This window comes from Microbacterium sp. MMO-113, assembly GCF_037148555.1.
Lineage (GTDB): Bacteria > Actinomycetota > Actinomycetes > Actinomycetales > Microbacteriaceae > Microbacterium.
Genome location: NZ_JBBCTD010000001.1, coordinates 244,027 through 267,155, shown reverse-complemented (window position 1 = coordinate 267,155; position 23,129 = coordinate 244,027). Strand labels below are relative to the sequence as shown.

Sequence of the window (23,129 nt, the reverse complement as noted above, 5' to 3'; positions counted from 1 at the left end):
GGTCACGAGTCGCGAACCTGAGGCCGACCCGACCGGGCGCCTTGCCCGATGCCTTGACGGTACGGCCGCTCAGGGGTTTTCCACGGACTCGACACGCCAGCGATTCGTTACGGGACGATGAACGATTCCTTGCCGAACGCGCCCAGGGTCTCGTCGAGCAGGGCGAGCGTCTCGGCGTCGGTTCCGGCGTGCGGCGCGATGCGGATGGATCCGCCCCGAGCGGTGACGACGAGTCCGGCGTTGGCGAGAGCCGCGGCGAGCCGCGCCGGTTCCTCCGGTGCGAGGGCGACGATCCCCGCGCGCTCGGTGCGCTCGCGCGGGGAGGCGACGACGATCCCGTGGCGGTCGGCCGTGGCGATCACCGCGTCCACGTGCGCGGACAGCCGCTCCTCGATCGCCGCGACCCCGGCATCCCTGACGTCCCGAGCGCCGATCGCGAGCCGGCCGGCGGCGAGCGTGTCCGGCATGCTGATCGTGTAGGCCCGCGCGTCCGGTGCCGGGGCGGGCAGCTCGTCGACGACCAGCCCGCTCGCCGCCGTCCCGGTGATCCCGGAGAGCACGGGCGAGATGCGCTCGCGTGCGTACGGCGAGAACCACGCGAACCCGGTGCCCCGGCCCGCGCGCAGCCATTTGTAGCCGTGCCCGACGACGACGTCCGCGACGCTGTAGTCGGCGTCGATCACGCCGAAGGACTGCACGGCGTCGACGATGAGGAGGCGGTCCGTGCCGAGGACGTCCCGCAGCGCGGCGAGATCGGCCCGATAGCCGGTGCGGAAGTCGACGTGGCTGACGGCGAGCGCCACGACATCATCGTCGAGGACGGCAGCGACGGCGTCGGGGGTGACCCGTCCGTCGTCGGGCGTGATCCAGCGCGGCGTGACCGCGTGGTCGGACGCCGCCGCCGCGCGCTCCAGGGTGAGGCTCACGCTCGGGAACTCCGCGGTGCTCGCGACGACCGCGCCGGAGATCCCGTAGAGCGCGTGCATGAGGCCGTGGGTCGACGACGGCTGCAGCGTGACGTCCGCGGCATCGGCTCCGAGGAGCTCGGCGACGACCTCCTGCGCCTGTCCGATCCGCTCTCCCACGAGCGCCAGGGACGACGGCCGGCCACTGCCGAGGAGGTCCGCGTCCGCGAAGACCTCGGCGCGGACCGACGGGGACACAGGGCCGAATGCCGCCCAGTTCAGGTACCCTGACTCCGCGTCGAAGGTGCCGAGGTAGTCGTCGAAAGTGCTCACTGCGTCATTGTGACACGCGCCCGCACCCCTCGGATCAGCGTCCGAATCGGCGGTCGCGGTCGGCGTAGTCGCGGATCGCGCGGAGGAAGTCGACCTGTCGCAGATCGGGCCCGAGCGCCTCGACGAAGTAGAACTCGCTGTGCGCGCTCTGCCACAGCAGGAAGTCGCTCAGCCGCTGCTCGCCGCTCGTGCGGATCACGAGGTCGGGATCGGGCTGGCCGCCCGTGTAGAGGTGCTCCCCGATCATCTCCGGAGTGAGCTGCGCCGCGAGGTCCTCCAGCGTGCCGCCCGACGCCTCGTGTGTGGTGATGATGCTGCGCACCGCGTCGACGATCTCGTTCCGGCCGCCGTACCCGACCGCGAGGTTCACGTGCAGGCCGGTGTGGTCCTTCGTGCGCTCCTCCGCATCGGCGAGCACGCGCGCCAGCTCCGCGGGGAGGATGTCGGGGCGGCCGACGTGCTTGACCCGCCAGTTCCCCTTCTGGGACAGCGCCTCGGCGAGCTCCGCGATGATCTCGATGAGGTCGGCGAGCTCGGCCGAGTCCCGTTTGCGGAGGTTGTCGCTGGAGAGGAGGTAGAGCGAGACCACACGCACCCCGAGTTCGTCGCACCAGCCGAGGAACTCCTGCATCTTGGCGGCGCCTGCACGGTGCCCTTCGGCTGGGGTGTCGAATCCGAGCTGTCGCGCCCATCGGCGGTTGCCGTCGATCATCATGGCGACGTGGTGCGGAACGGAGGCCGGATCGAGGTGGCGGCGCAGCCGGCTGGTGTACAGCCGGTACAGCGGTCCCCGCCCCGGGCTCTCGCGTGACATCACCCACCTACGCTACCCTGCCCCGCTCTTCCGCGTCGGTGCAGAACCTGGGGACATGTACGGGGACGGGCATGCGCTCCCACCTAGAGTGAGCACGTGAGCACTTCCGACCAGACCGGCGCCGACCTCCCGAAGCTGCCGCTGCTCGAAGCGGCGGCCGTCGACGCGGCGGCCGAGATCAAACCGACCTGGCGCGGGTGGATCCACGCCGGCACGTTCCCCGTCGCGATCGCCGCAGGCATCGTCCTCATCGCCGTATCCCAGGGGGCGGCGGCGAAGTGGGCGGCGGCGGTCTTCATGGCCACCTCGTTGCTGCTGTTCGGGAACTCCGCCGTGTACCACCGCTTCAACTGGCGCCCCCGGGTGAAGGGCATCCTCAAGCGGATCGACCATGCGAACATCCTGCTGCTCATCGCCGGCACGTACACGCCGCTCGCCACCCTGGCGCTGCCGCCGGAGAAGGGCGTTCTGCTGCTGACCCTGGTCTGGAGCGGAGCCCTGCTCGGCATCCTCTTCCGGGTGTTCTGGATCCATGCGCCGCGCTGGCTCTACGTCGCGCTGTATCTGCTGCTCGGCTGGGCCGCGGTGATGTACATCGTCGACCTGCTCGACACCAACGTGGCCATGATGGTCCTCGTGATCGTCGGCGGTCTGCTCTACACGGGCGGCGCCATCGTCTACGCGCTGAAGAAGCCGAACCCGTGGCCGGGACACTTCGGCTTCCACGAGATCTTCCACGTGTGCACGGTCCTGGCCTTCCTCTGCCACTGGACCGCGTGCCTGCTGATCGCTCTGCACCCGCTGTCGCCGTCGCTCGGCGCGCCCTGAGCGGCGGTCAGCGCTCGCGCGGCTCCTCGTCGGGCGCGGCGGGCGCTTCCGGTGCGGTGCGGCCCTGGTCCTGGGCGTCTCCGGCGGCGCGGGCGGCCTCCTCCGCGTCGAGCTCCTCGCGCACCTCTTCGCGGTACCGCACCCGGCGGATCCGGCGGTTCATGTCCCAGATCAACAGGATCACGGCGACGAGCACGATGACGATCACCGCGAAGCCGGCGAAGCCCGGCGTGACCGACTCCGGGGCCACCGTCATCGACGGTGTCGGCATCGGGGTCTCGGAGAGGAAGCGCATGAATCGGCCTTTCGTACGCAGGTCGCATAACCTGGTATCACCAGCCTAACGACCGGAAGACCCCACCTGTGACGACCGCCCTCCAACTCGACGAACGCTACGGCCGCACCCGCCGCCGTCGGTGGCCGTGGTTCCTCGCCGGGGCCGTCGCGCTCCTCCTCCTCGCCGCCCTCGCGTGGTCCATCGTCGGCCAGTCGCTGAGCGCGGTCGACGCCGATGATCTGGGCTTCGAGCTCGTGGACGAGCACGCCGTCGACGTGCGCTTCCAGGTGACCGGCGTCCAGGGCAAGGACGTCGTGTGCGTGCTCGAAGCCCTCGACGAGGAGTTCGGCGTCGTGGGCTGGAAGATCGTGGAGATCCCGGCCGGAGATGCCCATGCGCTCACCCGCGCGGAGCGCATCCCGACCGTCGCGGAGGCGACGACAGGTTTGGTGAACACCTGCTGGGTCGCCTAGACTGATGCCAGACAGACGACGCCCCGGCACCGTGCCGGGGCGTCTTGGCATATCCCCCGCGGCATCTCGGCGGGATCCCGATAGAAGGAGCTTCGTCATGTCCACCGATGCTCAGGTCCCCTTCCTCACGCAGGAAGCCTACGACCGGCTCGTCGCCGAGCTGGAACACCTCTCCACCGTCGGTCGCGACGAGATCGCCAAGCGCATCGAGGCGGCCCGCGAGGAGGGCGACCTCAAGGAGAACGGCGGCTACCACGCGGCGAAGGACGAGCAGGGCAAGCAGGAGGCGCGCATCCGCACCCTGGAAGCGCTGCTGAAGACCGCCAAGGTCGGCGAGGCCCCTGCCAGCCGGGGCATCGTCGAGCCGGGCACCGTCGTGACCGCGATCGTCGCGGGCGGCGAAGAGGTCTTCCTCCTCGGCAGCCGCGAGATCGCCGCCGCCGGCAGCGACCTCGACGTCTACAGCGAGGCCAGCCCGCTGGGCCAGGCGATCCTCGGCCTCAAGGTCGGCGAGTCCTCGTCGTACGAGGCGCCGAACGGCCGCTCGATCAGCGTCGAGATCGTGAAGGTGGAGACCTACACGGGCTGACGCCCCTCACGAGACACCCCCTCGACCGCCACGGTCGAGGGGGTGTCTCGCGTCCGGGGGTCAGTCCTGGACGACGATGGGTGCGAAGCCGGCGCGACGGAGGGTGTCGAGCGTGTGGGCCGAGTGGTCCGCCCCACGGGTCTCGACACTGAGCTCGAGGATGACCTCGCTGATCTGCAGTCCGTGGCCGTGACGGGTGTGCATCGCCTCGATGACGTTCGCTCCCGCCTCCGCGATGAGTTCGGACACGCGGGCGAGCTGACCGGGGCGATCGGGCAGCGGGATGCGGATCGTGAGATACCGTCCGGAGGCGGCGAGGCCGTGCGACACCACGCGTTGCAGCAGGAGCGGGTCGATGTTGCCGCCGGACAGCACGGCCATCGTCGTGCCGGTCGCCGACACCCGTCCGGAGAGGAGAGCGGCGACCCCCGCAGCGCCGGCGGGTTCCACGACGACCTTGGCCTGCTCCAGGAGGACGAGCATGGCGCGCGCGAGGTCGTCGTCGGAGACGGTGACGACCTCGTCGACGAGGTCCTTGATGATCTCGAACGGCACGGCCCCGGGGCGGGCGACGAGGATGCCGTCGGCGATGGTGGGGCGCGTGACGATGTCGACCGGTTCCCCGGCTGCCAGCGACGGCGGCACCGCGGCCGCGTTCTCCGCCTGCACGCCGATCACGCGGATCGTCCGCCCGAGCTCGGCGGCCTTGGCCTTGATCGCGGCGGCGACGCCGGCAATCAGCCCTCCGCCGCCGATGCCGAGGACCACGGTGTCGATCTCGGGCGCATCCTCCAGCAGCTCCAGGCCGAGGGTGCCCTGCCCGATCACGATGTCACGGTGGTCGAACGGATGGATGAGCACGGCGCCGGTGCGCTCGGCGAACTCGGCGGCCAGGCGCAGCGACGTGGCGACGGTCTCCCCCTCGAGCACCACCTCGGCCCCGTAGCCGCGGGTGGCGAGGAGTTTCGGCACGGGGACCCCGAGCGGCATGAAGATCGTCGCCGGGATGCCGAGCGCCTGAGCGGCCAAAGCGACGCCCTGCGCATGGTTGCCGGCCGAGGCCGCCACGACCCCGCGGGAGCGCTCCTCCGCGCTGAGACGGGAGAGCCGGTAGGCCGCCCCGCGGATCTTGAAGGAACCCGTGCGCTGCAGGTTCTCCATCTTCAGCAGCACCGGGGCGCCGAGCGCGTCGGACAGCGCCCGGGAGGGCAGCGTCGGGGTGTGCGAGATCACCTCAGCCAAACTTCGAGCCGCGTCCTGGAACTCGGTCAGGCTGGGGACTGCGCTCATCGATTCCTCCGTCTCCGCTCGCGCGGAACTGTGCTCCAGATCAGGTCTCCGCTCGGCCCGACGCCGGTACGCCAGGATCCCGAGCTGATGGTCACCGCCGCCACGTTCACGAACGCGGCCAGCGGGACGGCGAACAGGGCACCGGGGATGCCCGCGATCATCGCGCCGCCCGCGACCACGAGGACGACGGCGAGGGGGTGCACCTTGACGGCGGAGCCCATCATGATCGGCTGCAGGATGTGGCCTTCGATCTGCTGCACGGCCAGCACGACGACGAGCATCCAGAGGGCGATCCACGGCCCGTTGTAGACCAGGGCGAGGAAGACGGCCACGGCACCGGTCACGACCGCACCGACGATCGGGATGAACGAGCCGAGGAAGACGAGCACGGCGACGGGCAGCGCGAGCGGGACCTGGAGCAGGAACGCGCCGAGGCCGATGCCGATCGCGTCGATCGTCGCCACGAACAGCTGCGTCCTGGCGTAGTTGACGATCGTCGTCCAGCCGTTGCGCGCGGCGCCGTCGACAGCGGGGCGGGCCTTCCGCGGGAAGATCCGCAGCGTCCAGCGCCAGATGCCCGCACCGTCGGCCAGGAGGCAGATGAGGATGAACAGCGACAGCAGCGCGCCGGTGGCCACGTGCCCGACGGTGGTCCCGATCGCGAGGGCCCCCGTCCAGAGGACCTGCGCCTGCTCGCTGATGAAGTCGAGGCCCTGCTGCAGGTAGTTCGCGATCTGCGTGTCCGACAGGTTCAGCGGACCGTCGTGCAGCCACACCTGGAACTGGTCGAAGGCCTCGGTCGTGCGCTGCTGCACGTCCGGGAGCTGGGCGCGCACCTGCCAGACCACGAGCCACATCAGTCCGGTGACGATGGCGATCGTGCCGATGAGCGAGACAGCGATCGCGAGCCAGCGCGGGAAGCCGCGGCGCAGCATCCAGGAGAACGCCGGCCACAGCAGGGCGGTGATCAGGATCCCCACCATCAGCGGGATGACGAGGAGCTTGAGCAGCATCACCAGCCAGATGAAGACGCCGGCCGCGGCCGCGATGAGCAGCAGGCGCCAGGCGTAGCTCGCCGTGATGCGCAGGGGCAGCGGCACCGCCTCGTCGGCTTCGGTGGTCACGGTCCGATCGGTCACCACGGGGCGCGGACGGAACAGATCGCGCAGCCGGGGTCGCTGGTCCTCGCTCATCGCCTCAGTCTACGGTCATGCCGTATGCCGCTCGACGCATCTTGCGCTCTCCGACGATGTCGGAGAGCGAGGATACGCTGGCGGCGTGACCGACACCCTCAGTCCCGCCCAGGCGCGCCGCATCGCCCTCGCTGCCCAGGGCTTCACCCGCGCCCGTCCGGCCACCGTCTCCGGTCGCCATCTGCACCGCGTGATGGAGCGGCTCGGCGTGCTGCAGATCGACTCGGTCAACGTGTTCGCCCGGTCGCACTACCTTCCCCTGTTCTCCCGGCTCGGCGCCTACGATCCGGCGCTTCTCGACCGCCTCTTCCTCTCTCGCACGACGCACTATGTGGAGTACCTCGCCCACGAGGCGACCTTCATCCCCGTCGAGGACTGGCCGCTGTGGCGGTTCCGCATGGACGACTTCCGGCGGCGCTGGTCCGCGGAGGACTCCTGGCTCCGCACGAACGCCCGGACGGTGCAGTGGGTGCAGGACGAGCTCCGTGCGCGGGGACCGCTCCGCCCGGTCGATCTCCGCGCCGACGCCCCACGCGAGCGCGGCACCTGGTGGGACTGGGACGAGGTCAAGCTCGCCCTCGAGCATCTGTGGCGCACGGGAGACGTGGCGGTGAGCGGGCGCCGGGGATTCGAGCGCACCTACGCCCTCGCCGAGCAGGTCATCCCCGACGGCATCCGGTCCCGTGAGATCCCGCGCGAGGACGCCATCCGCGAGCTCGTCCGGCGCGCCGCGCGGTCGAGCGGCGTCGGGACGGCGGCCGACCTGGCCGACTACTACCGCCTCCGCGACCGTGCCGCGGTGACCGGAGCGATCGCCGATCTCGTCGACGCGGGCGACGTGCACCCCGTGACCGTCCGCGGCTGGGAGCGCGGCGGTCGGCCCCTGCCCGCCTGGCGGCATCGCGACGCGGTTCTTCCGCGCCGGGTCGAGACCGCCGCCCTGTTGACCCCGTTCGATCCCGTGGTGTGGTTCCGGGAACGTGCGCTGCGGGCGTTCGAACTCGACTACCGCATCGAGATCTACGTGCCGGCAGCGAAGCGCCGCTACGGCTACTACTCGCTGCCTGTGCTCGTCGGCGACCGGATCGTGGCGCGGGTCGACCTCAAGGCGGACCGCGGCACGTCCACGCTGCAGGTGCAGTCGGCATGGTGGGAGCCGCAGGCGCGTCCCGGCGACGCCGAGGCGATCGCGGCGGAGCTCCTGCGCGCCGCGCGGTGGCAGAATCTCGACCAGGTGTCGGTCTCCGGATGGGGCGATGCGACCGCCGCCGTCCACACCGCACTCACCGCCACCGCGCCGGACACGGTGCGTCGCCATGTCCACGTCCGGGAGGGCGTCGCGTGACCCGTCGTCGATGGTGGCTCCTGGGCGGGCTCGTCGCGGCCGTCGCTGTCGCGGGGGCGGTGTGGTGGGGACTGTCCGCGCTCCGCTCGCCCACGGCGGAGGAGGCGGCGCTGGCCTATCTCCAGGCGCTGGAGTCGGGCGATCCGGAGGCGGTCGCGGCGACCGGGACCAGGGCGTCCGACGCCGCCCTCACCGCGTTCGCCGGAGCGACGTCGACCATCCAGGATGCCGAGGTCACCGATGTCCGCGAGGGGGACGGTGGCGCGTCCGCGACGGTGCGCTTCCGGCTCGACGGAGACGAGCACGAGGCGGACCTCCGACTGACGCCGGGCAGCGGCGGGTGGGTCGTCGATGACTCCGGCCTCGGCGCCCTCCGCTCCACGACCACGATCGGGACGGCGGTGCAGGTCGGCGATGCGGTCCTCCCGGTGGAGCAAGACGCCGCGCTGCTCCCTGGCGTGTACCCCGTGACGGCCGCACCTCGGACGCTGCTGACGGGTGCGTCCGAGGTCGTCGTGCTCCCCGGGGATGACGCCACCGCAGGCGTGACCGCCGAGCTCCGGCCCGAGGCGACGGAGGCTGCGCAGACCCAGCTGGAGGCCTACCTGACGACCTGCACCGCCGACGGCACCGTGGTCCCCGAGAACTGCGGCGTGCGGATCCCGTGGGGGACGGAATTCCGAGAGATCTCCGACGTCGCGTTCCGTGTCGAGCGGTTCCCCGCTGTGGTGCTCACCCCGACGGCGTTCACCGCGGACGACGGCATCCTCGAAGCGACCGTGACCGGCACCGGCCAGGACGGCGCCGCGCGCACGGTCACCTATCGCAGCACCGCGTGGAGCGTGCGCGGAGGCGTGGACGTCACCGCAGACGAACTCGCCCTCACGGTGTGGTGAGGGCGAGGATCAGAACTGCACGCGCGGCGGCTCCGAGATGGCGCCGCTGTCGGCGACCTCGAAGAACTCGCGCTCGGTGAAGCCGAGTCCCTTGGCGAAGAGGTTGTTGGGGAACACCTTGATCTTCGTGTTCAGCTCGCGCACGCCGCCGTTGTAGAAGCGTCGCGCCGCCTGGATCTTGTCCTCGGTGTCGACGAGCGCCTGCTGCAGCTGGAGGAAGTTCTGGCTGGCCTGCAGCTGCGGGTAGGCCTCGGCGACGGCGAAGAGGCTGCGCAGCGCCTGCTGCAGGTGGCCTTCAGCGATCCCCGCCTCACCGGGACTGCCGGCAGAGAGAGTCTCGGCACGGGCGCGGGTGACGTTCTCGAACACGGCTTTCTCGTGCGCGGCATAGCCCTTGACCGTCTCGATGAGGTTCGGGATGAGGTCGGCTCGACGCTTGAGCTGTACCGTGATGCCGCTCCAGGCTTCGTCCACACGGACGTTCAGCTGCACCAGCGAGTTGTATGTCGCCCAGAGATACACGCCGACGAGCAGGATCACCCCGACGACGATCAGTACCGGCACGAGCCATTCCATCAGTGCCCCACCCTTTCCCGTATTTCTCTCATCCTAGACGCGGTGCCTGCACGTGGACTGGGGACGAGAGTCTCCGGCCCGACTCGATCAGCGCCCGAGCACGCGTTCCAGGTAACGGTTCGAGAATCGGCGGTCCGGGTCGAGGCGGTCGCGCAGCGCCACGAAGTCCTCGAAGCGCGGATACCGCCCCCGCAGCGTGTCGTGCGTGAGCGTGTGCAGCTTCCCCCAATGCGGGCGACCGTCGTGCGCGCTCATGATCTCCTCCACCGCGCCGAAGTACTCGGTCGGGTCCGCCCGCCAGTACCTGTGGACCGCGATGTAGGCGGTCTCGCGACCGTATGCGGTCGAGAGCCAGCGGTCGTCGGCTGCCGCGAACCGCACCTCCACCGGGAACTCGACCCGCCAGCCGCGCTGGTCGATGAGATCCTGGAGAGCGCGGAACGCGGGCACGACGTCCGCCGCCGGGAGCGCGTACTCCATCTCACGGAATCGCACCGTCCTGCTCTGGGTGAGCACGCGGTTCGACAGGTCGGTGTACTCGCGGTCCCCGGTGAGTCGCACGGCGAGCCGGTTGAACCGAGGTGTGATCGCCGGAACAGCCTGTCCCGCCGCGCAGACGACGCGGTACACGCCGTTCGCGAGCAGCGTCTCGTCCACCCATCGGCCCACGGGAGGAAGGGGCCGGCGTCGCGTCGACTCCGGCAGACGCGCTTGGCGCTTGGTCAGCGCGACGTCGGTGTGCGGGAACCAGTAGAACTCGAAGTGATCGGCCGCCGCGACGCGCTCATCGATCGTGGAGAGGACCTCCTCCATCGGCACGGGTTCGTCGATCGCATGCATCACGAACGTCGGCACGCACTGCAACGTCACCTCGACGATGATGCCGAGCGCTCCCAGCCCCACGGCGACCGCGGGCAGCAGCTCGGGGCTGTGGGCTTCGTCGATGCGGAGGAACTCGCCGTCCGCGGTGATCAGAGTCACCCCGACCACCTGGGTGGCGAGACCGCCGAAGCCGGCGCCGGTCCCGTGGGTGCCCGTGGAGATCGCCCCGGCGATGGACTGCCGGTCGATGTCGCCGAGATTCTCCATCGCGAGTCCGTAGCGCGCCAGCAGCCCGGGGATGCGGTGCAGCCGGGTGCCGGCGAGGAGCGTGACGCGCCCGCTTACGGCGTCCGCGGATACGAGTCCCTGCAGGTCGTCGAGCTCCAGGAGGACACCGGGAGCGACGGCGATCCCGGTGAAGCTGTGACCGGCGCCGACCGCCTTGACCGTGAGTCCCTGTCGTACCGCTGCCCGCACGGCACGCTGCACGCCCTCGGGACTGCGCGGCCGCTCGACTCGGACCGGGCGCACCGACGCCGACCGGCCCCAGTTCTGCCAGGTGCCGCCGATTCTCGTCACAGGAACGCCTTCCCCTCGCCGCGGTACGTCGGCAGCTCGTCGATGACCTCGTCGCCGGACACGAGATGGTAGGCGGCGATGCGCTCGGCCGGTTCGCCGCTCTTCGCATGACGGAACCAGACGCGATCGCCGACGCCGAGCGTCGCGGCGCTCGGCCCCTGCAGCGGCGTCTGCACCTCGCCTGCCGCCTCCCGCGGAAGCGTGCGGAGATTCGCCGGCCACACCGGGCGCGGCTGTCGGGAGGCGACCGCGGGACCGGAGGCGATCCAGCCACCGCCCAGCACCGTTGCGATGTCGGCCGCAGGACGGCGCACGACGTCGAAGGCGAAAGCCGCAGCCGGCGCCGGGTGGAAGGACCGGTACCCGTCGAACAGGTGCCCTCCCAGCAGGCCGCTACCCGCGCTGGCCTCGGTGAGGGACTCGTCGCTGCCGCTGAACTCGAGGGAGCCGGTGCCCCCGCCGTTGAGGAACTCGAGGGAGGTCACGGCACTGACTGCGGCGACGATCTGCGCCCGCCGCTCCCGCAGCTCGTCGCGCGAGCGGGCCTGAACGCGGCGGACCAGCGGCCCATCGGGGCCGGCGTCACCCTGTCCGGCGATCTGCGCGTCGTACATCTGCAGCCCCACGAGGCGGAAGCCGGGGCGAGCCACGACCTTCCGGGCGAACGCCGCGACCTCGCCGGCGGAGAAGAGAGCTGACCGGCGGACGCCGATGTGCCCGAGCAGCGCCGATCGCCAGGATGCATCGACGTCGATCGCAACCCGGAGCTCGGGGCGCGCTGCGGGGGCCACCACACTGTCGACGAGGTCGAGGTGCACGGGATCGTCGATCATGAGGGTGATGCGCTGCGCGGCCTCTTCGTCGGCGCAGAGCCGTTCGAGGGCGGCCCGGTCCACGGTCGGATAGCCCAACACGATGTCGCCGTGCGTCTCGGCGAGCCAGAGCGCTTCCTCGAGCGTGAACGCGAGGATGCCGCGGAAGCCGGGGACGCGGAGCACGGCATCGAGGACGGCACGCACCCGCACCGATTTCGACGCCACCCGGATCGGCAGACCGCCGGAACGGACGAGCAGATCCATGGCGTTGTAGCGCAGCGCCTCCCGATCGATGACGGCGACCGGGGCCGGAAGGTGCCCGGTCGCGGCCGACAGGCGCGGCCAGTAGCGGCCCGGGTCCTCCCATTCGGGGGCGACCGCGGGGCCACCCGGGACGGGGCTCAGTTCGTCGGTGAGGTCGAGCACTCCCCCACCCTACGGCCTGAGCCCCGCCCGGGTCACGACCCCGCCGACGATAGGCTGGCGGCACGGCCCCCGTAGCCCAATGGCAGAGGCAGGCGACTTAAAATCGCTTCAGTCTGGGTTCGAGTCCCAGCGGGGGCACCCGTCAGCGGCCGAGGATGTCGCCGATCCCCGGGAGGCCGAGATCGCCGAGCCGCTCTCCCCAGCCGGTCGCGGTCTCGCCGAGTCCCGAGACGGCCTCCCCGGCCGAGCCGAGCATCTCGTCGGCGCCACCGGCCAGCGCATCGACGTCGACGCCGGAGGCGAGGGCGTCGATGTCGATGCCCTGCGCCCAGGCGTCGAAGTCCACTCCGAGGCCTGCGGCCTGTTCCAGGAGGGGTGCCGCCACGGTGCTCACGACGGCCCCGCCGGCCACCACACCCAACAGGCCGACCGCCGCACCGCCGGCGGCGACCGCCGCCCCACCCGCGCCGGCACCCCGGACCCGGGAGAGGAGGCCGCGCAGACGGCCCGGCTGCATCGCCTCGGCGCGGCCCGCCGCGCGGGCGAGGTCATCCGCGGAGGAGGAGCGCGGTCGCTCCTCCGCCGGGAGCTCGGCCCGCATGCGGGCCTCGACCTGCTCCCGCTGCGACGGCGTGAGACGCGCGAAGGCCTCGCGATGGATCTGCTCGACGCGATGCGGGTCCGCCGTCTGCAGAAGGTAGTCGTACCGGGCGATGGCCGCACGGTCCGCCGCGGAGGCGTCCGGCCGACCACCGGCACCGGGGGCAGGCGGCGGCGCGTACGAGGTCGACGGTCGTCCCGAGGCAGGGCCGCCGGCCGACGACGAGGCGGGAGACGGGGTGTCCGGGCGCGGCCCCTCGGTACCGGGACCACGGACGGCATCCACGGCGCCACGGATCATCCCGCTCCAATCCGTCGAAGAACGAGAGCCCTCCCCGCCCCTCGCGGCGGGGCTCGCGCCCTTCGCGTCGAGGGCGTCGGTGGCGAGGCGGATCAGGCGGGAGAGTTTCGACATGAGGGTCCGTTCGTGAGACGGGCCGCCGTTCTCCGCGACGTCGGTCGACGCAAGGTTCCGGGCAGCCCGCGATGCGGGTGCCAAGGTCTCCTCCACCCTCACGGGCCAGCGGGCCGGGGCACGATGACATGCCCGTCATGACGACGTCGCTGCAGACGGGAGTACTCCCCTTGCCCTCGACACGCTAGTGAGGCGGCCTATGGATCGGCTCCATGCTCCGGCCGGGGCGACCCGCGGAGGATGGCGGTCATCTCCTCGTACAGCGCCTCGAACGTCTCGCGGAGCTCCGCCGCACCGTCCGGACGACGTGCTGCCGGAACGGCCTCCGCCAAGGTCCCGAGTGCGAGCGTCGCCGCCGCTTCCCGGGCCACGGCCACGCCGAACGCATCGGACGGCCGCCCCCACGCCGCTGCGAGGAGGAGCTGGTCGCGCAGCACTCCCGCCACGCCGAGGAGTACAGCCGCCGCCCGGAGGTGACCGCGAGCGACCTCGGTGCCCAGAAGCCGGTCGTGCATCACCCGCGCGAACCGGCGGGCGTGCGGTGTCGGCACATCTCGGCGCGCGCGAAGACGCCAGCCGTCCGACGTACCCGGCACAGCCTCGTACGACAGCGGCTGCCCGTCTCGCAGATGCACCACAGGGATCAGCGGCGGTGCCTGGAGCGTGTCCCGTCGCCACCACTCCGCGGGAGCGACCTCGGCGGGCAGGAAGGCGGTGGCCGGAGCGTGCGCCCCCGGCTCGTCGCGTTGCACGAGATCGGCAGTGCTCGCGAGCAGGGCGAGTCCCCGCTCCTCCGCGAACCGCTGGAGCAGCACGCCCTCAGGAGCGTCGTCGCCCGCCGGGACGGAACGGGCGAACTCAGCCGCCTCGGGAGTCGGCAGCACCACGGCGATCGACGTCGGATCGGCTCCAGGCGGCACGAGCCACGGATGGCCGGCGAACGCCGCCACCCGGAGGGCGTGCGAGGCATAGCCGTCTCCGGGAGTGAAAAACCGCAGGGCGGCCCGGGGCCGCCCTCCCACGGCGTCGTGCACCTGCGCGACGAGGCTCGGGTGCGGGCGCACTGCGGCATCCAGGACCATGTGGTGGGTCGCCCGCCGGGTCCATGGCTGCCACGCCTCGGTGAAGGCTCCGGCATCCGTCCCCACACCCGTTCGGCAGATGCGGACGAAAGCACCGTCGAGTCGCTCCGCGAGCTGCTCTGCGCGCCCTTCCTGGCCCGGAGTCGCCCGGATCGACACACTGACCGTCGGCGGCTCTCCCCCCTGCGCGCTCACCGGACCTCCTCCCAGCGTCGTCCGGGGTCGCGTGGTAGACGCCCCTCCCGAGCACTCTGCGAGCGTACAATGTGAGATGTTACGTCGCCAACTCGCGCTGCGCGCGGGAACGAAGAAGGCCCCGGCGCTCGTGCGCTCGGGGCCCTCTCCTCTCAGAACCGTGCGGTCACTTCACCGCGGCGGTCTCCACCGAGTCATCCGCCGACGCGGCCGGAGCCTTCTTGGCAGCGGGCTTCCTGGCCGCCGGCTTCTTGGCCGCGGGCTTCTTGATCTCCGCCGGCGTCTCCGCCGCCGGCGCAGCAGCCGGCTTCTCGGCAGCCGGCGCCTTCGCGGCCGACGCGGGAGCCGCGTCCGCAGGTGCCGCGGGACGCGGGCGAGCGGCGAACTCCTCAAAGACGTACCGCGGGTTCTGCACCGTCTGCAGGTTCACGAGGTCGCGGCCCAGCCACAGGTTGTTCCACCAGCCCCAGAGCACGCGCCACTTGCGCTCCCACGTCGGCATGGCGAGACCGTGGTAGCCACGGTGGGCGAGCCAGGCGATGAAGCCCTTCAGCGCGATCTTGCCGGACTGGAAGACGCCGTTGTACAGGCCGAGACCTGCGACCGCGCCGAGGTTCTTGTGGAAGTACTCCTTGGGCTCCTCGCCGCGGAGCACGGCGACGACGTTCTTGGCCAGGAGCTTCGCCTGACGCACGGCGTGCTGTGCGTTCGGGACGCAGAAGCCGCCGACGCCGCCACCGGAGAGGTCGGGAACGGCCGAGACGTCGCCCGCGGCCCAGGCACCCTCGACGAACGCCTCGGGCGTGCCGACGCGGAGGTCGGCGCGGGTCTGGATGCGACCGCGCTCCTCCACCGGCAGATCACCGCCGCGCACGACGGTCGGGTTGGCCATGACACCAGCGGTCCACACGATGACGTCCGTCGGGATGACCTCGCCGGTGGAGAGCTCGACGTTGCCGTCGATGGCACCCGTGACCTGCGTGTCGAGGTGGACGTTGGCTCCGCGCTTGGCGAGGTCCTTCAGCACCCACTCGCTCGTCTTCAGCGAGACCTCGGGCATGATGCGGCCCATCGCCTCGATGAGGTGGAAGTGCGTGTCCTCGAAGCTCAGCTGCGGGTACTTGCTCACCAGCGAGGACGCGAGGGAGCGGAGCTCCGCGAAGACCTCGATGCCGGCAAAGCCGCCGCCGACGACGACGACGGTGAGCAGACGGTCGCGCTCGGGACCGGCGGGGAGGGACGCGGCCTTGTCGAAGTTCGACATGACCTTGTCACGGATCGCGACGGCCTCTTCGATGGTCTTGAGCCCGATGGCGTTGTCGGCGATGCCGGGGATCGGGAAGGTGCGCGAGACGGCGCCCGCGGTGACGACGATCTGGTCGTACGCGAACTCGTACGGCTCACCGACGGGCGGCGTGATGGTGGCGACCTTCTGCGCGTGGTTGATGTTGGTCACCTTGGCGGTGAGAACGTGGGTGCGCTTGAGGTGACGACGGTGCGCGACCACCGAGTGACGGGCCTCGATGGAGCCCGCGGCGACCTCGGGGAGGAACGGCTGGTACGTCATGTACGGCAGCGGGTCGACCATGGTCACGTCGGCCTCGCCCTTGCGCAGATGCTTCTCGAGCTTCCACGCGGTGTAGAAACCTGCGTACCCTCCGCCGACGATCAGGATCTTGGGCACAGTGCTGTTCTGAGGCACAGAAGAACTACTCCTCGGAGTCGGGATTGTGGCGTACGGGAACGCGCGCCGATCGGATGCGCCGGGCAGCTGCGGTGACGCCAAGCGCTACCAGGATACCAGGGACGGTGAGGGCGATGAGCGGCAGGGTACCGTAGCGCAGGGAATCGGCGCTGGGAAGCAGCGGTGAACCGGCCTCGGTCGGGGCGTCCGCGTCCGGCAGCGGTGGGATGTCCACCGGGCCGAGAGACGGTTCCGGCGTGGGCACACTGTCCGCACGGCGGAACAGCCGCACCCATTCCGCCAGATCTCCCATCGGGTTCTCGCTCACGGAGGGGATGTTCGCCGAGATCGCCGCGTCCGCGTCCACGAGCCCGAAGCCGTAGAGCGGATCTCGCGGCTTCTGTGCGTCGGCCACCGGCATGGCCGTCTTGATGATGCGGTTGATGACGTCGTTCGCCGAGATGTCGGGATGCGCCGAGCGGATCAGCGCCGCGACACCGGCCACGATCGGAGCCGCACCACTGGTTCCGCTCCACGAGACGACCTCGCCGTCCGCCGACACCCCGAGCAGCCCCTCACTCGGCGCCGAGATCCCGATGGTGATGCCCTGCGTCGATGCCTCGATGCTGGCCGTGCCGGTCTGGTCGACACCGCCGACCGTGAGCACGCCGGGAATCGTGGCGGGCGCTCCGATGATGTTCGTGCCGCTCCCCCGGTTGCCGGCGGCGACGACCACGACGACATCGTGCTCGAAGGCGTACAGGAACGCGTCGTCCCAGCTCTCGTCCCAGTCGAGGGTGTTCGTCGTGAACGACAGATTGATGATGTCGGCGCCGTGATCGACCGCCCACCGGATGCCCTTGGCGACCTGCTCGGTGAACGGCACGGCTGCCGCGGCGCCGAAGCCCACCGAGACCGACAGCAGATCGGCCTCCGGCGCGACGCCGATCATGCCCGTGCCGTCAGCCTTGCCGCGCCCCGCCGCGAGGGAAGCCACCCAGGATCCGTGGTTGCCGTCCACCGCGCCCAGCGGCGTGCGACCGTCCGGGGTGCCGGCACCGGAGACGTCGGTCCCGCCGACCACCGCGTCCCCGAAGACCTCCGGGACCTTGCCGATACCGGTGTCGATGACGGCGATGGTGACGCCTTCTCCGCGCGTCGTCTGCCATGCATCCCTGATCCCTGCGCCATCCAGCCAGTACTCCGCCGCACGGACCGGGTCCGCGGGATCGTCGGCGACCGGCGGCGTCGGGGTCGGGGACGGGGTCGACCCGAGGAGCAGGACGGATGCCGCCACCGCCACGAGGGCGACGGCGCTGCGCAGCATCCGTCGCCGCGTCATGCCGAGCGTGCCGGATCGTCGCGGAGGGCGGCGCCGGGCTCCTCGCAACGGCAGACCTCGGGTGACCAGGAGCTGCGAGCGAGAGCGGCGTCGCCGATCGGGTTCACGCCGGCACCCGCCGCCAGGGCGTGCCCGGCGAGGGCGTGCAGGCACTTCACTCGCGTCGGCATGCCCCCAGCGGAGATCCCGTCGATCTCGGGCACCTCGCCGAACTGCGCCCGGTCCGCGAGGTAGGCCTCATGGGCGGACCGATAGGCTGCGGCCACCGTCTCGTCCTCGGCGAGCAGCGCCGCGAGCTCGGGCATGACCTGGGTGGCCTCGAGCGTCGACATCGCCGCGGTCGCCGCCGGATGCGTGAGGTAGTAGAACGTGGGGAACGGCGTCCCGTCCGGCAGCCGCGGCGTGGTGGCCACCACCGTGGGGTTGCCACAGCGGCAGCGCGCGGCGATGCCGACGACGCCGCGAGCGGGTCGTCCGAGCTGGGTCGAGACGACGGCGAGCTCGGCGGACGTGGGCGCGGGGAACGGCGGGGTGGTCACCCCACCAGCGTAGGGGAGCCGTCCGGGAGGATGCTCGGAACGAGCGTTCAGCCGGGGGCGGCGGCCGTGTCGCTCAAGCCTGCGGACACGAGGGTGCGCAGCAGCTGCGGCATCCAGTCGGCGGGCTTCTCCTCGAGGGTGTCGCTCACCGGCTCCTGCTCGCGCGGGAGGGTGGACGGATCGAGGTCGTTGTCGATCAGATACACGACCTCGCCCGGCTTCACGTAGTAGAGGCGCTCACGGGCCTGCGTGGTGATGTACGCAGGGTCTTCCCACCGTTCGCGCTCCGCGGTCAGCGCCGCGATCTCGTCCTCGCTCACCTGCACGGACTGCTCCAGCGCCGCGATCTTCTGCCGCTGGTCGATGAAGGTGCCGAGCGTGGGCACGAGCACCCAGGCCCCCAGCACGACGAGGGAGAGCATGATCACCGAGAAGGCGGAGAGCCGGATGCCCGATGCCCACTCGCGCACGTCCACGCGAGGGGCGGCCGTCGCGCCACCCCGCGGCTGCCGCGATGTCGACGCGGCGCGGCCCGGCGCGGCGGACGCGGGAGACGACGAAGGAGGAGCCGGTCGTCGTGCCACGGCTCCTCCTTCGTCTCTGTCGCCGCCGGGCGGCGCGGTCATGCCGCGGATGCGGCGTCGTTGCTGTCGCGTGCGCTCAGCCCTGGTAGCGCGGGAAGGCGGAACGGCCGGCGAAGACCGCCGCCTCGCCCAGCTCCTCCTCGATGCGCAGCAGCTGGTTGTACTTCGCGACGCGCTCGCTGCGCGCCGGGGCACCCGCCTTGATCTGGCCGGCGTTCGTGGCGACCACGAGGTCGGCGATCGTCGTGTCCTCGGTCTCACCCGAACGGTGCGAGAGCATCGCCGTGTAGCCCGAGCGCTGCGCGAGGCTGACGGCGTCGAACGTCTCGGTGAGCGTGCCGATCTGGTTGACCTTCACGAGCAGCGAGTTGGCGACGCCGCGCGTGATGCCGTCCGCCAGCCGCTGCGGGTTGGTGACGAACAGGTCGTCGCCGACCAGCTGCACCTTCGAGCCCAGAGCCTCGGTGAGGTGCTTCCAGTTGTCCCAGTCGTCCTCGGCGAGCGCGTCCTCGATCGTGACGATCGGGAAGTCGTTGACGAGCCCGACGTAGTACTCGGTGAGCGCCTCGGCGTCCCAGTCCTTGTTGTCGAGGCGGTAGACGCCGTCGTTGAAGAACTCGGTGGCGGCGACGTCGAGGCCGAGGGCGATGTCGGTGCCCGGCGTGAATCCGGCCTTCTCGATCGCCTTCACCAGGAAGTCGAGGCCCTCGCGGTTGCTGGGCAGGTCGGGAGCGAAGCCGCCCTCGTCGCCGAGGCCGGTCGCGTAGCCCGCGGCCTTCAGCTCAGCGCGCAGCACGTGGTAGGTCTCCACGCCCCAGCGCAGCGACTCGGAGTAGCTCTCCGCGCCGATCGGTGCGAGGAAGAACTCCTGCATGTCGATGCCGTTGTCGGCGTGCTCTCCGCCGTTGATGACGTTGAACAGCGGCACCGGCAGCACGTGCGCGTTCGGGCCGCCGAGGTAGCGGAACAGCGGGAGATCGGCGGAGTCGGCGGCGGCCTTGGCGACCGCGAGGCTCACGCCGAGGATGGCGTTGGCGCCGACGCGCTTCTTGTTGTCGGTGCCGTCGACCTCGATGAGGATCTCGTCGACGATGCGCTGCTCGCTCGCGTCCACGCCCTCGATGGCCGGGCCGAGCTCGTCGATGACGGCCTCGACGGCCTTGAGCACGCCCTTGCCGCCGTAACGGCTCTTGTCGCCGTCGCGCAGCTCGTACGCCTCGAAGGCGCCGGTCGAGGCACCGGAGGGGACGGCGGCGCGCTGCACGATGCCGTCGTCGAGGAGCACCTCCACCTCGACGGTCGGGTTTCCGCGCGAGTCGAGAATCTCGCGTGCGCCTACAGCCTCGATCAGTGCCACTGATGTGCTCCTTGCTCAGGATGGAAGGGTGTGTGGAGCGTCGTCGGTCCGCGCCCAGTCTATCCCCGGCGGGGCGGGGCGCCGGAGTCAGACGACGAGGGCGAGCGCGACGCCGTCCCATCCCTTGACACCGACGGTCTGCAACGCCGTGGCGTCGAAGCGCGGGTCCTCCCCCAGCATGCGCAGCCCCGCGCGCGTGCCGTTCACCTTCGGGTCCGTCGAGTCGTCGCGGACGATCTCGCCGTCGCGGCCGATGTTGTCGAGCACGACCACGGTGCCGGGGTGACCGAGCTTCGCGGCCCAGTCCAGGTACACGGTGTTGGACTCCTTGTCGGCGTCGATGAAGACGAGGTCGAAGCCGCCGACGAGCGTCGGGAGCACATCGGCTCCTCGGCCGACGCGGATGTCCACCCGGTCCCCCACCCCGGCGGCGTCGATGCTCGCACGGGCGACGGCGGCGTTGTCGGCCTCCGCCTCGATCGTCACCACCTGCCCGTCGGGACCGACGGCGCGCGCCATCCAGATCGTCGAGTAGCCGCCGAGGGTGCCGATCTCCAGCACGCGGCGCGCGCCGCTCATCCGCACGAGGAGGTTCAGCAGCTTCCCCGCGGCCGGGGCGACCTCGATCTCGGGCAGCCCCGCCGCCCGCTGCGCTTCCAGCGCGTGCTCCAGAGCCGGATCCGTGCCCACGAGCATGTCGGCGAGGAAGGTGTCGGCGCGGGCCCAGGCGGCGGGAGTGGATTCCATGTGCTCAGCCAACCCCCGGCTCCGGCCGGGCGTCAAGCGTCGGCGGTGTCGGCGGGGTGCGCGGCGCGGCGAGCTCCGGCTGCCGGCGGAACTGCCCGGTGAGGGTGAGGACGAGGACCACGACGGCGGCGACGATCCAGCCGGCGACGCCGAGCGGTCCGGCGAGGGCGAGGTCGGGCTGCATGGCGGCGACGACCAGGACCAGGCCCGCGGCGGCGTTGAGGGCCCCGTGCGCGACGACCGCCGGCCAGAGCGAGCCGGAGCGCAGCCGCAGCCAACCGAACAGCACCCCCCACGCCACGCAGCCGCCGATCATGAACAGCACGCCGGTGACATCCGTCCGGCCGAAGTTGTAGCCGAGGAGAATGACGGGGCTGTGCCACAGTCCCCAGATCGCCCCGCTGAGCAGGAGCGCCGGCCAGGTGCCGAGCGGACGCAGCGCCGGGAGCAGCCAGCCGCGCCAGCCGAGCTCCTCGCCGAAGGCGAGCACGCTGTTCACCAGCGCCCCGACCGGGATCGCGGCGAGCTGTGCGAACACGACCACGCCGACCGGCGGCACCGGCGTCCCCGGGGGAAGAGCCTGGGCGAGCTGATCCGCGAAGGCCGAGAAGGTGAGGTCGAGCCGCACCCACCCGAAAGCGGCCGCGAGGAGGACGCCGAGGGCAACGAGCACCGGCGGCACGAGCCAGGCCGCGACCAGCAGCCCGACGACGCGCTTCACGGGCCGCAGCGGCCACAGCCCGAGGAACCGCGCCCGGCTGCCCTTCTCCGGTACGCCCGTGGTGAGCGTGACGACGAGCACCGCGGCTGCGGGCGTGAACATCATCACCGGGAGGAGCGCTCCCGCGAAGGGTTCGGCGAGGCCGTCGCCGAGCCACAGGGGCAGGCAGACGAGGGCCGCGAGCCCGCAGGCCGTGAGGGTGAAGATGAGGACCGCGCGCCAGGGCACGCGGGTCGGCGTCAGAGCGTTCATCGTGCCGTCCTCTCCGTTCCTCCGGAGGGCGCCGACCCCGCGGATCGGTCCGCGTAGGCCTGCAGGAGCGCTGCTGCTTCCTCCGCCCCGTCGATCGTGATGACGAACGGTCCGTGGTCGCGGCGATGCACCTCGATCGCCGGGCCCTGCCGCATCACGATCCGGCTGCGGCCGTCCGGAGCGAGACGCCACCCCCAGCCGCCGAACTCCCCGAAGGGCGAGATGCGCACGGCCCTGGCTGACTCGATCTCCGCCACCGGGATGGTCTTCCGCGGCCACCCGATCACGGCACGGGCGTCGATGCCGTCCGGCGTGACGCGCACCCGGAACGAGGCGGTCGCCGCCAGCGCGAACCCGACGACGAGGGCGACCAGGCCCGAGACCCAGGCCAGCGGGGTGCCCGTGACGAGCATCGTCACGGCGAGCGCCACGAGCCCGAGCAGCACGAGCAGGAGGAAGACGAGCGCGCCGGTGGGCATGGTCGTCGTGCCCACCCAGACGACCCGCTCGCCCTGACCGACCCGCACGTCGTGGCGCGGCTCGAGAGCGGCACCGGGCACCGACTGCACGCGCGGCTGCACGAACCACGCCATCGCGCCCACCCCCAGGAGAGCCGCGAAGGCCAGCGCCATCACCCCCGCGATGCCCGGGACCTCACCGGAGGGCGGGAGGTCGCGCTGAATCGCGAGGGAACCCAGGCAGATCACGCCCGCGAACGCCGACATGCCGGCCGCCGTCGCTCCGAGGAGACGGGCGGTCGCGCTCCAGTGCGCCCCGACGGCGATCAGCGTCGTGACGGCCAGGAGCGTCGGGATGCCGAGACCGACGCCGAGGAGCACCCAGAGGTACGTGGCCGCCGGGCCGAACCCGTCGGCCCCGTCGACGCCCCAGTGGATCGCGACGTCGGCGGGGAACGACGGGAGCCAGGCCGCGAGCACGAGAGCGGAGATCGCGACGATGAGCACCGGGAGGACGAGCGCCACGAGGACGAAGGCCCGTCGTGCGCGGCGCAGGGTGGCCGGCGGGGTCCGGGTGGGGTCAGGCGTCGTCATGGGAGGCCTCCTGGGGAGTCGCGGCGGGGGTGGGAGGTTCGGCTTCTGCGCGGTGCGTGCGGACGATCCCGGCGAGGGTCTCGGCGGAGACGCCCAAAGCGGCGGCCCGCCGGATCAGCCCATCGATCTCGTGCGCGAGCTCGGCGAGCGGCGCGGCGGAGGCGGCGATCACGGCGCCCCTCCCCCGCCGGAGGTCGACCAGGCCCTCGTCGCGGAGGCGCTGGTAGGCGTGCAGCACGGTGTGCTGATTGATGTCGAGCGCGGCGGCCACGTCGCGGGCGGCCGGCAGACGGTCGCCCGGCGCGAGGGCTCCGGAAAGGATGTCGGCGCGCACCGAGGCGGCGACCTGGTCGTAGAGCGCGTGCGGGCTGTCGACATCGACGCGGATGAGCATGACG

The 23,129-nt window shown here is 71.5% G+C and carries 24 protein-coding genes and 1 tRNA gene; 6 read left to right on the top strand and 19 right to left on the bottom strand.

What is annotated here, in order from left to right:
* Positions 1-107 precede the first annotated feature (107 nt).
* Both WFJ36_RS01230 and WFJ36_RS01225 read right to left on the bottom strand, forming a co-directional pair.
* Entirely contained in the window at positions 108-1,238 is a 1,131-nt protein-coding gene (locus tag WFJ36_RS01230) for an aminotransferase class V-fold PLP-dependent enzyme (protein ID WP_336642483.1), read from the bottom strand.
* Between the two features lie 34 nt (positions 1,239-1,272).
* Entirely contained in the window at positions 1,273-2,052 is a 780-nt protein-coding gene (locus tag WFJ36_RS01225) for an isoprenyl transferase (protein WP_336642957.1), read from the bottom strand.
* A gap of 96 nt (positions 2,053-2,148) precedes the next feature.
* Between WFJ36_RS01225 and trhA the strand changes: the two genes are divergently transcribed.
* Positions 2,149-2,880 (top strand): PAQR family membrane homeostasis protein TrhA, encoded by a 732-nt coding sequence (trhA, locus tag WFJ36_RS01220; protein ID WP_336642482.1) that lies wholly within the window; start codon positions 2,149-2,151, stop codon positions 2,878-2,880.
* Between the two features lie 7 nt (positions 2,881-2,887).
* On the opposite strand, the gene WFJ36_RS01215 is transcribed toward trhA, so the two are convergent.
* On the bottom strand, positions 2,888-3,175 hold the full coding sequence (locus WFJ36_RS01215) for a hypothetical protein (RefSeq protein WP_071328154.1): 288 nt from the start codon (positions 3,173-3,175) through the stop codon (positions 2,888-2,890).
* Between the two features lie 68 nt (positions 3,176-3,243).
* Here WFJ36_RS01215 and WFJ36_RS01210 point away from each other — a divergent pair, with 68 nt between their 5' ends.
* Together WFJ36_RS01210 and greA are read left to right on the top strand one after the other, a co-directional pair.
* On the top strand, positions 3,244-3,630 hold the full coding sequence (locus WFJ36_RS01210; protein WP_060922683.1) for a DUF4307 domain-containing protein: 387 nt from the start codon (positions 3,244-3,246) through the stop codon (positions 3,628-3,630).
* A gap of 97 nt (positions 3,631-3,727) precedes the next feature.
* On the top strand, positions 3,728-4,219 hold the full coding sequence (greA, locus tag WFJ36_RS01205; protein ID WP_025103938.1) for a transcription elongation factor GreA: 492 nt from the start codon (positions 3,728-3,730) through the stop codon (positions 4,217-4,219).
* A gap of 60 nt (positions 4,220-4,279) precedes the next feature.
* On the opposite strand, the gene ilvA is transcribed toward greA, so the two are convergent.
* Together ilvA and WFJ36_RS01195 are read right to left on the bottom strand one after the other, a co-directional pair.
* On the bottom strand, positions 4,280-5,509 hold the full coding sequence (ilvA, locus tag WFJ36_RS01200) for a threonine ammonia-lyase (protein ID WP_336642481.1): 1,230 nt from the start codon (positions 5,507-5,509) through the stop codon (positions 4,280-4,282).
* Positions 5,506-6,702, bottom strand: coding sequence for an AI-2E family transporter (locus tag WFJ36_RS01195; protein ID WP_083391664.1), 1,197 nt, complete (start codon positions 6,700-6,702; stop codon positions 5,506-5,508). Before WFJ36_RS01195 ends, ilvA begins: the two co-directional genes overlap by 4 nt.
* A gap of 85 nt (positions 6,703-6,787) precedes the next feature.
* Between WFJ36_RS01195 and WFJ36_RS01190 the strand changes: the two genes are divergently transcribed.
* Positions 6,788-8,047, top strand: a complete 1,260-nt coding sequence (locus tag WFJ36_RS01190) for a winged helix-turn-helix domain-containing protein (protein WP_336642480.1) — start codon at positions 6,788-6,790, stop codon at positions 8,045-8,047.
* On the top strand, positions 8,044-8,943 hold the full coding sequence (locus tag WFJ36_RS01185; protein ID WP_336642479.1) for a hypothetical protein: 900 nt from the start codon (positions 8,044-8,046) through the stop codon (positions 8,941-8,943). The genes WFJ36_RS01190 and WFJ36_RS01185 overlap by 4 nt, the downstream gene beginning before the upstream one ends.
* Positions 8,944-8,952: 9 nt before the next feature.
* On the opposite strand, the gene WFJ36_RS01180 is transcribed toward WFJ36_RS01185, so the two are convergent.
* The 3 genes from WFJ36_RS01180 to WFJ36_RS01170 form a co-directional block, all read right to left on the bottom strand.
* Complete coding sequence (locus WFJ36_RS01180; protein ID WP_071328150.1) at positions 8,953-9,519, bottom strand: LemA family protein; 567 nt, start codon at positions 9,517-9,519, stop codon at positions 8,953-8,955.
* 87 nt (positions 9,520-9,606) lie between these two features.
* Positions 9,607-10,920: a D-arabinono-1,4-lactone oxidase gene (locus WFJ36_RS01175; RefSeq protein WP_071328149.1), complete on the bottom strand. Its 1,314-nt coding sequence runs from the start codon at positions 10,918-10,920 to the stop codon at positions 9,607-9,609.
* Positions 10,917-12,161 carry an amino acid deaminase/aldolase gene (locus tag WFJ36_RS01170; RefSeq protein ID WP_336642478.1) on the bottom strand — a complete coding sequence of 415 codons (1,245 nt, stop codon included), beginning with the start codon at positions 12,159-12,161 and terminating at the stop codon, positions 10,917-10,919. The genes WFJ36_RS01175 and WFJ36_RS01170 overlap by 4 nt, the downstream gene beginning before the upstream one ends.
* A 65-nt stretch (positions 12,162-12,226) precedes the next feature.
* On the opposite strand from WFJ36_RS01170, the gene WFJ36_RS01165 reads away from it, so the two are divergent.
* Positions 12,227-12,299, top strand: a tRNA-Leu gene (locus tag WFJ36_RS01165).
* Between the two features lie 4 nt (positions 12,300-12,303).
* Here the strand turns inward: WFJ36_RS01165 and WFJ36_RS01160 are convergent.
* From WFJ36_RS01160 to WFJ36_RS01110, 11 genes are all read right to left on the bottom strand, one after another.
* Positions 12,304-13,176 carry a hypothetical protein gene (locus WFJ36_RS01160; protein WP_071328147.1) on the bottom strand — a complete coding sequence of 291 codons (873 nt, stop codon included), beginning with the start codon at positions 13,174-13,176 and terminating at the stop codon, positions 12,304-12,306.
* Between the two features lie 197 nt (positions 13,177-13,373).
* Positions 13,374-14,453 carry a hypothetical protein gene (locus WFJ36_RS01155; protein ID WP_071328146.1) on the bottom strand — a complete coding sequence of 360 codons (1,080 nt, stop codon included), beginning with the start codon at positions 14,451-14,453 and terminating at the stop codon, positions 13,374-13,376.
* 166 nt (positions 14,454-14,619) lie between these two features.
* A complete protein-coding gene (locus WFJ36_RS01150; protein ID WP_336642477.1) occupies positions 14,620-16,137 on the bottom strand; it encodes an NAD(P)/FAD-dependent oxidoreductase in 1,518 nt (505 codons plus the stop codon).
* A gap of 25 nt (positions 16,138-16,162) precedes the next feature.
* On the bottom strand, positions 16,163-17,479 hold the full coding sequence (locus tag WFJ36_RS01145) for a S8 family peptidase (RefSeq protein ID WP_336642476.1): 1,317 nt from the start codon (positions 17,477-17,479) through the stop codon (positions 16,163-16,165).
* Positions 17,476-18,018, bottom strand: coding sequence for a DUF501 domain-containing protein (locus WFJ36_RS01140; protein WP_071328143.1), 543 nt, complete (start codon positions 18,016-18,018; stop codon positions 17,476-17,478). Before WFJ36_RS01140 ends, WFJ36_RS01145 begins: the two co-directional genes overlap by 4 nt.
* A 47-nt stretch (positions 18,019-18,065) precedes the next feature.
* On the bottom strand, positions 18,066-18,602 hold the full coding sequence (locus tag WFJ36_RS01135; RefSeq protein WP_292788969.1) for an FtsB family cell division protein: 537 nt from the start codon (positions 18,600-18,602) through the stop codon (positions 18,066-18,068).
* 76 nt (positions 18,603-18,678) lie between these two features.
* Complete coding sequence (gene eno / locus WFJ36_RS01130) at positions 18,679-19,959, bottom strand: phosphopyruvate hydratase (protein WP_292788966.1); 1,281 nt, start codon at positions 19,957-19,959, stop codon at positions 18,679-18,681.
* An 87-nt stretch (positions 19,960-20,046) separates the two neighbouring features.
* Entirely contained in the window at positions 20,047-20,706 is a 660-nt protein-coding gene (locus WFJ36_RS01125) for an O-methyltransferase (protein WP_336642475.1), read from the bottom strand.
* 4 nt (positions 20,707-20,710) lie between these two features.
* Positions 20,711-21,679 carry a CPBP family intramembrane glutamic endopeptidase gene (locus WFJ36_RS01120; RefSeq protein WP_336642474.1) on the bottom strand — a complete coding sequence of 323 codons (969 nt, stop codon included), beginning with the start codon at positions 21,677-21,679 and terminating at the stop codon, positions 20,711-20,713.
* Positions 21,676-22,731: a DUF1648 domain-containing protein gene (locus WFJ36_RS01115; RefSeq protein ID WP_336642473.1), complete on the bottom strand. Its 1,056-nt coding sequence runs from the start codon at positions 22,729-22,731 to the stop codon at positions 21,676-21,678. The genes WFJ36_RS01120 and WFJ36_RS01115 overlap by 4 nt, the downstream gene beginning before the upstream one ends.
* Positions 22,718-23,125, bottom strand: a complete 408-nt coding sequence (locus tag WFJ36_RS01110) for a GntR family transcriptional regulator (protein WP_060921977.1) — start codon at positions 23,123-23,125, stop codon at positions 22,718-22,720. Before WFJ36_RS01110 ends, WFJ36_RS01115 begins: the two co-directional genes overlap by 14 nt.
* Positions 23,126-23,129 lie beyond the last annotated feature (4 nt).

What these genes read in the sequence shown, in the direction of transcription:
- WFJ36_RS01125 (WP_336642475.1), bottom strand. Translation starts at nt 20,706, where the DNA reads ATGGAATCCACTCCCGCCGCCTGGGCCCGCGCCGACACCTTCCTCGCC.
- greA (WP_025103938.1), top strand. Translation starts at nt 3,728, where the DNA reads ATGTCCACCGATGCTCAGGTCCCCTTCCTCACGCAGGAAGCCTACGAC.
- WFJ36_RS01160 (WP_071328147.1), bottom strand. Translation starts at nt 13,176, where the DNA reads ATGTCGAAACTCTCCCGCCTGATCCGCCTCGCCACCGACGCCCTCGAC.
- WFJ36_RS01225 (WP_336642957.1), bottom strand. Translation starts at nt 2,052, where the DNA reads ATGTCACGCGAGAGCCCGGGGCGGGGACCGCTGTACCGGCTGTACACC.
- WFJ36_RS01120 (WP_336642474.1), bottom strand. Translation starts at nt 21,679, where the DNA reads ATGAACGCTCTGACGCCGACCCGCGTGCCCTGGCGCGCGGTCCTCATC.
- WFJ36_RS01110 (WP_060921977.1), bottom strand. Translation starts at nt 23,125, where the DNA reads ATGCTCATCCGCGTCGATGTCGACAGCCCGCACGCGCTCTACGACCAG.
- WFJ36_RS01180 (WP_071328150.1), bottom strand. Translation starts at nt 9,519, where the DNA reads ATGGAATGGCTCGTGCCGGTACTGATCGTCGTCGGGGTGATCCTGCTC.
- WFJ36_RS01145 (WP_336642476.1), bottom strand. Translation starts at nt 17,479, where the DNA reads ATGACGCGGCGACGGATGCTGCGCAGCGCCGTCGCCCTCGTGGCGGTG.
- WFJ36_RS01215 (WP_071328154.1), bottom strand. Translation starts at nt 3,175, where the DNA reads ATGCGCTTCCTCTCCGAGACCCCGATGCCGACACCGTCGATGACGGTG.
- ilvA (WP_336642481.1), bottom strand. Translation starts at nt 5,509, where the DNA reads ATGAGCGCAGTCCCCAGCCTGACCGAGTTCCAGGACGCGGCTCGAAGT.
- WFJ36_RS01115 (WP_336642473.1), bottom strand. Translation starts at nt 22,731, where the DNA reads ATGACGACGCCTGACCCCACCCGGACCCCGCCGGCCACCCTGCGCCGC.
- WFJ36_RS01195 (WP_083391664.1), bottom strand. Translation starts at nt 6,702, where the DNA reads ATGAGCGAGGACCAGCGACCCCGGCTGCGCGATCTGTTCCGTCCGCGC.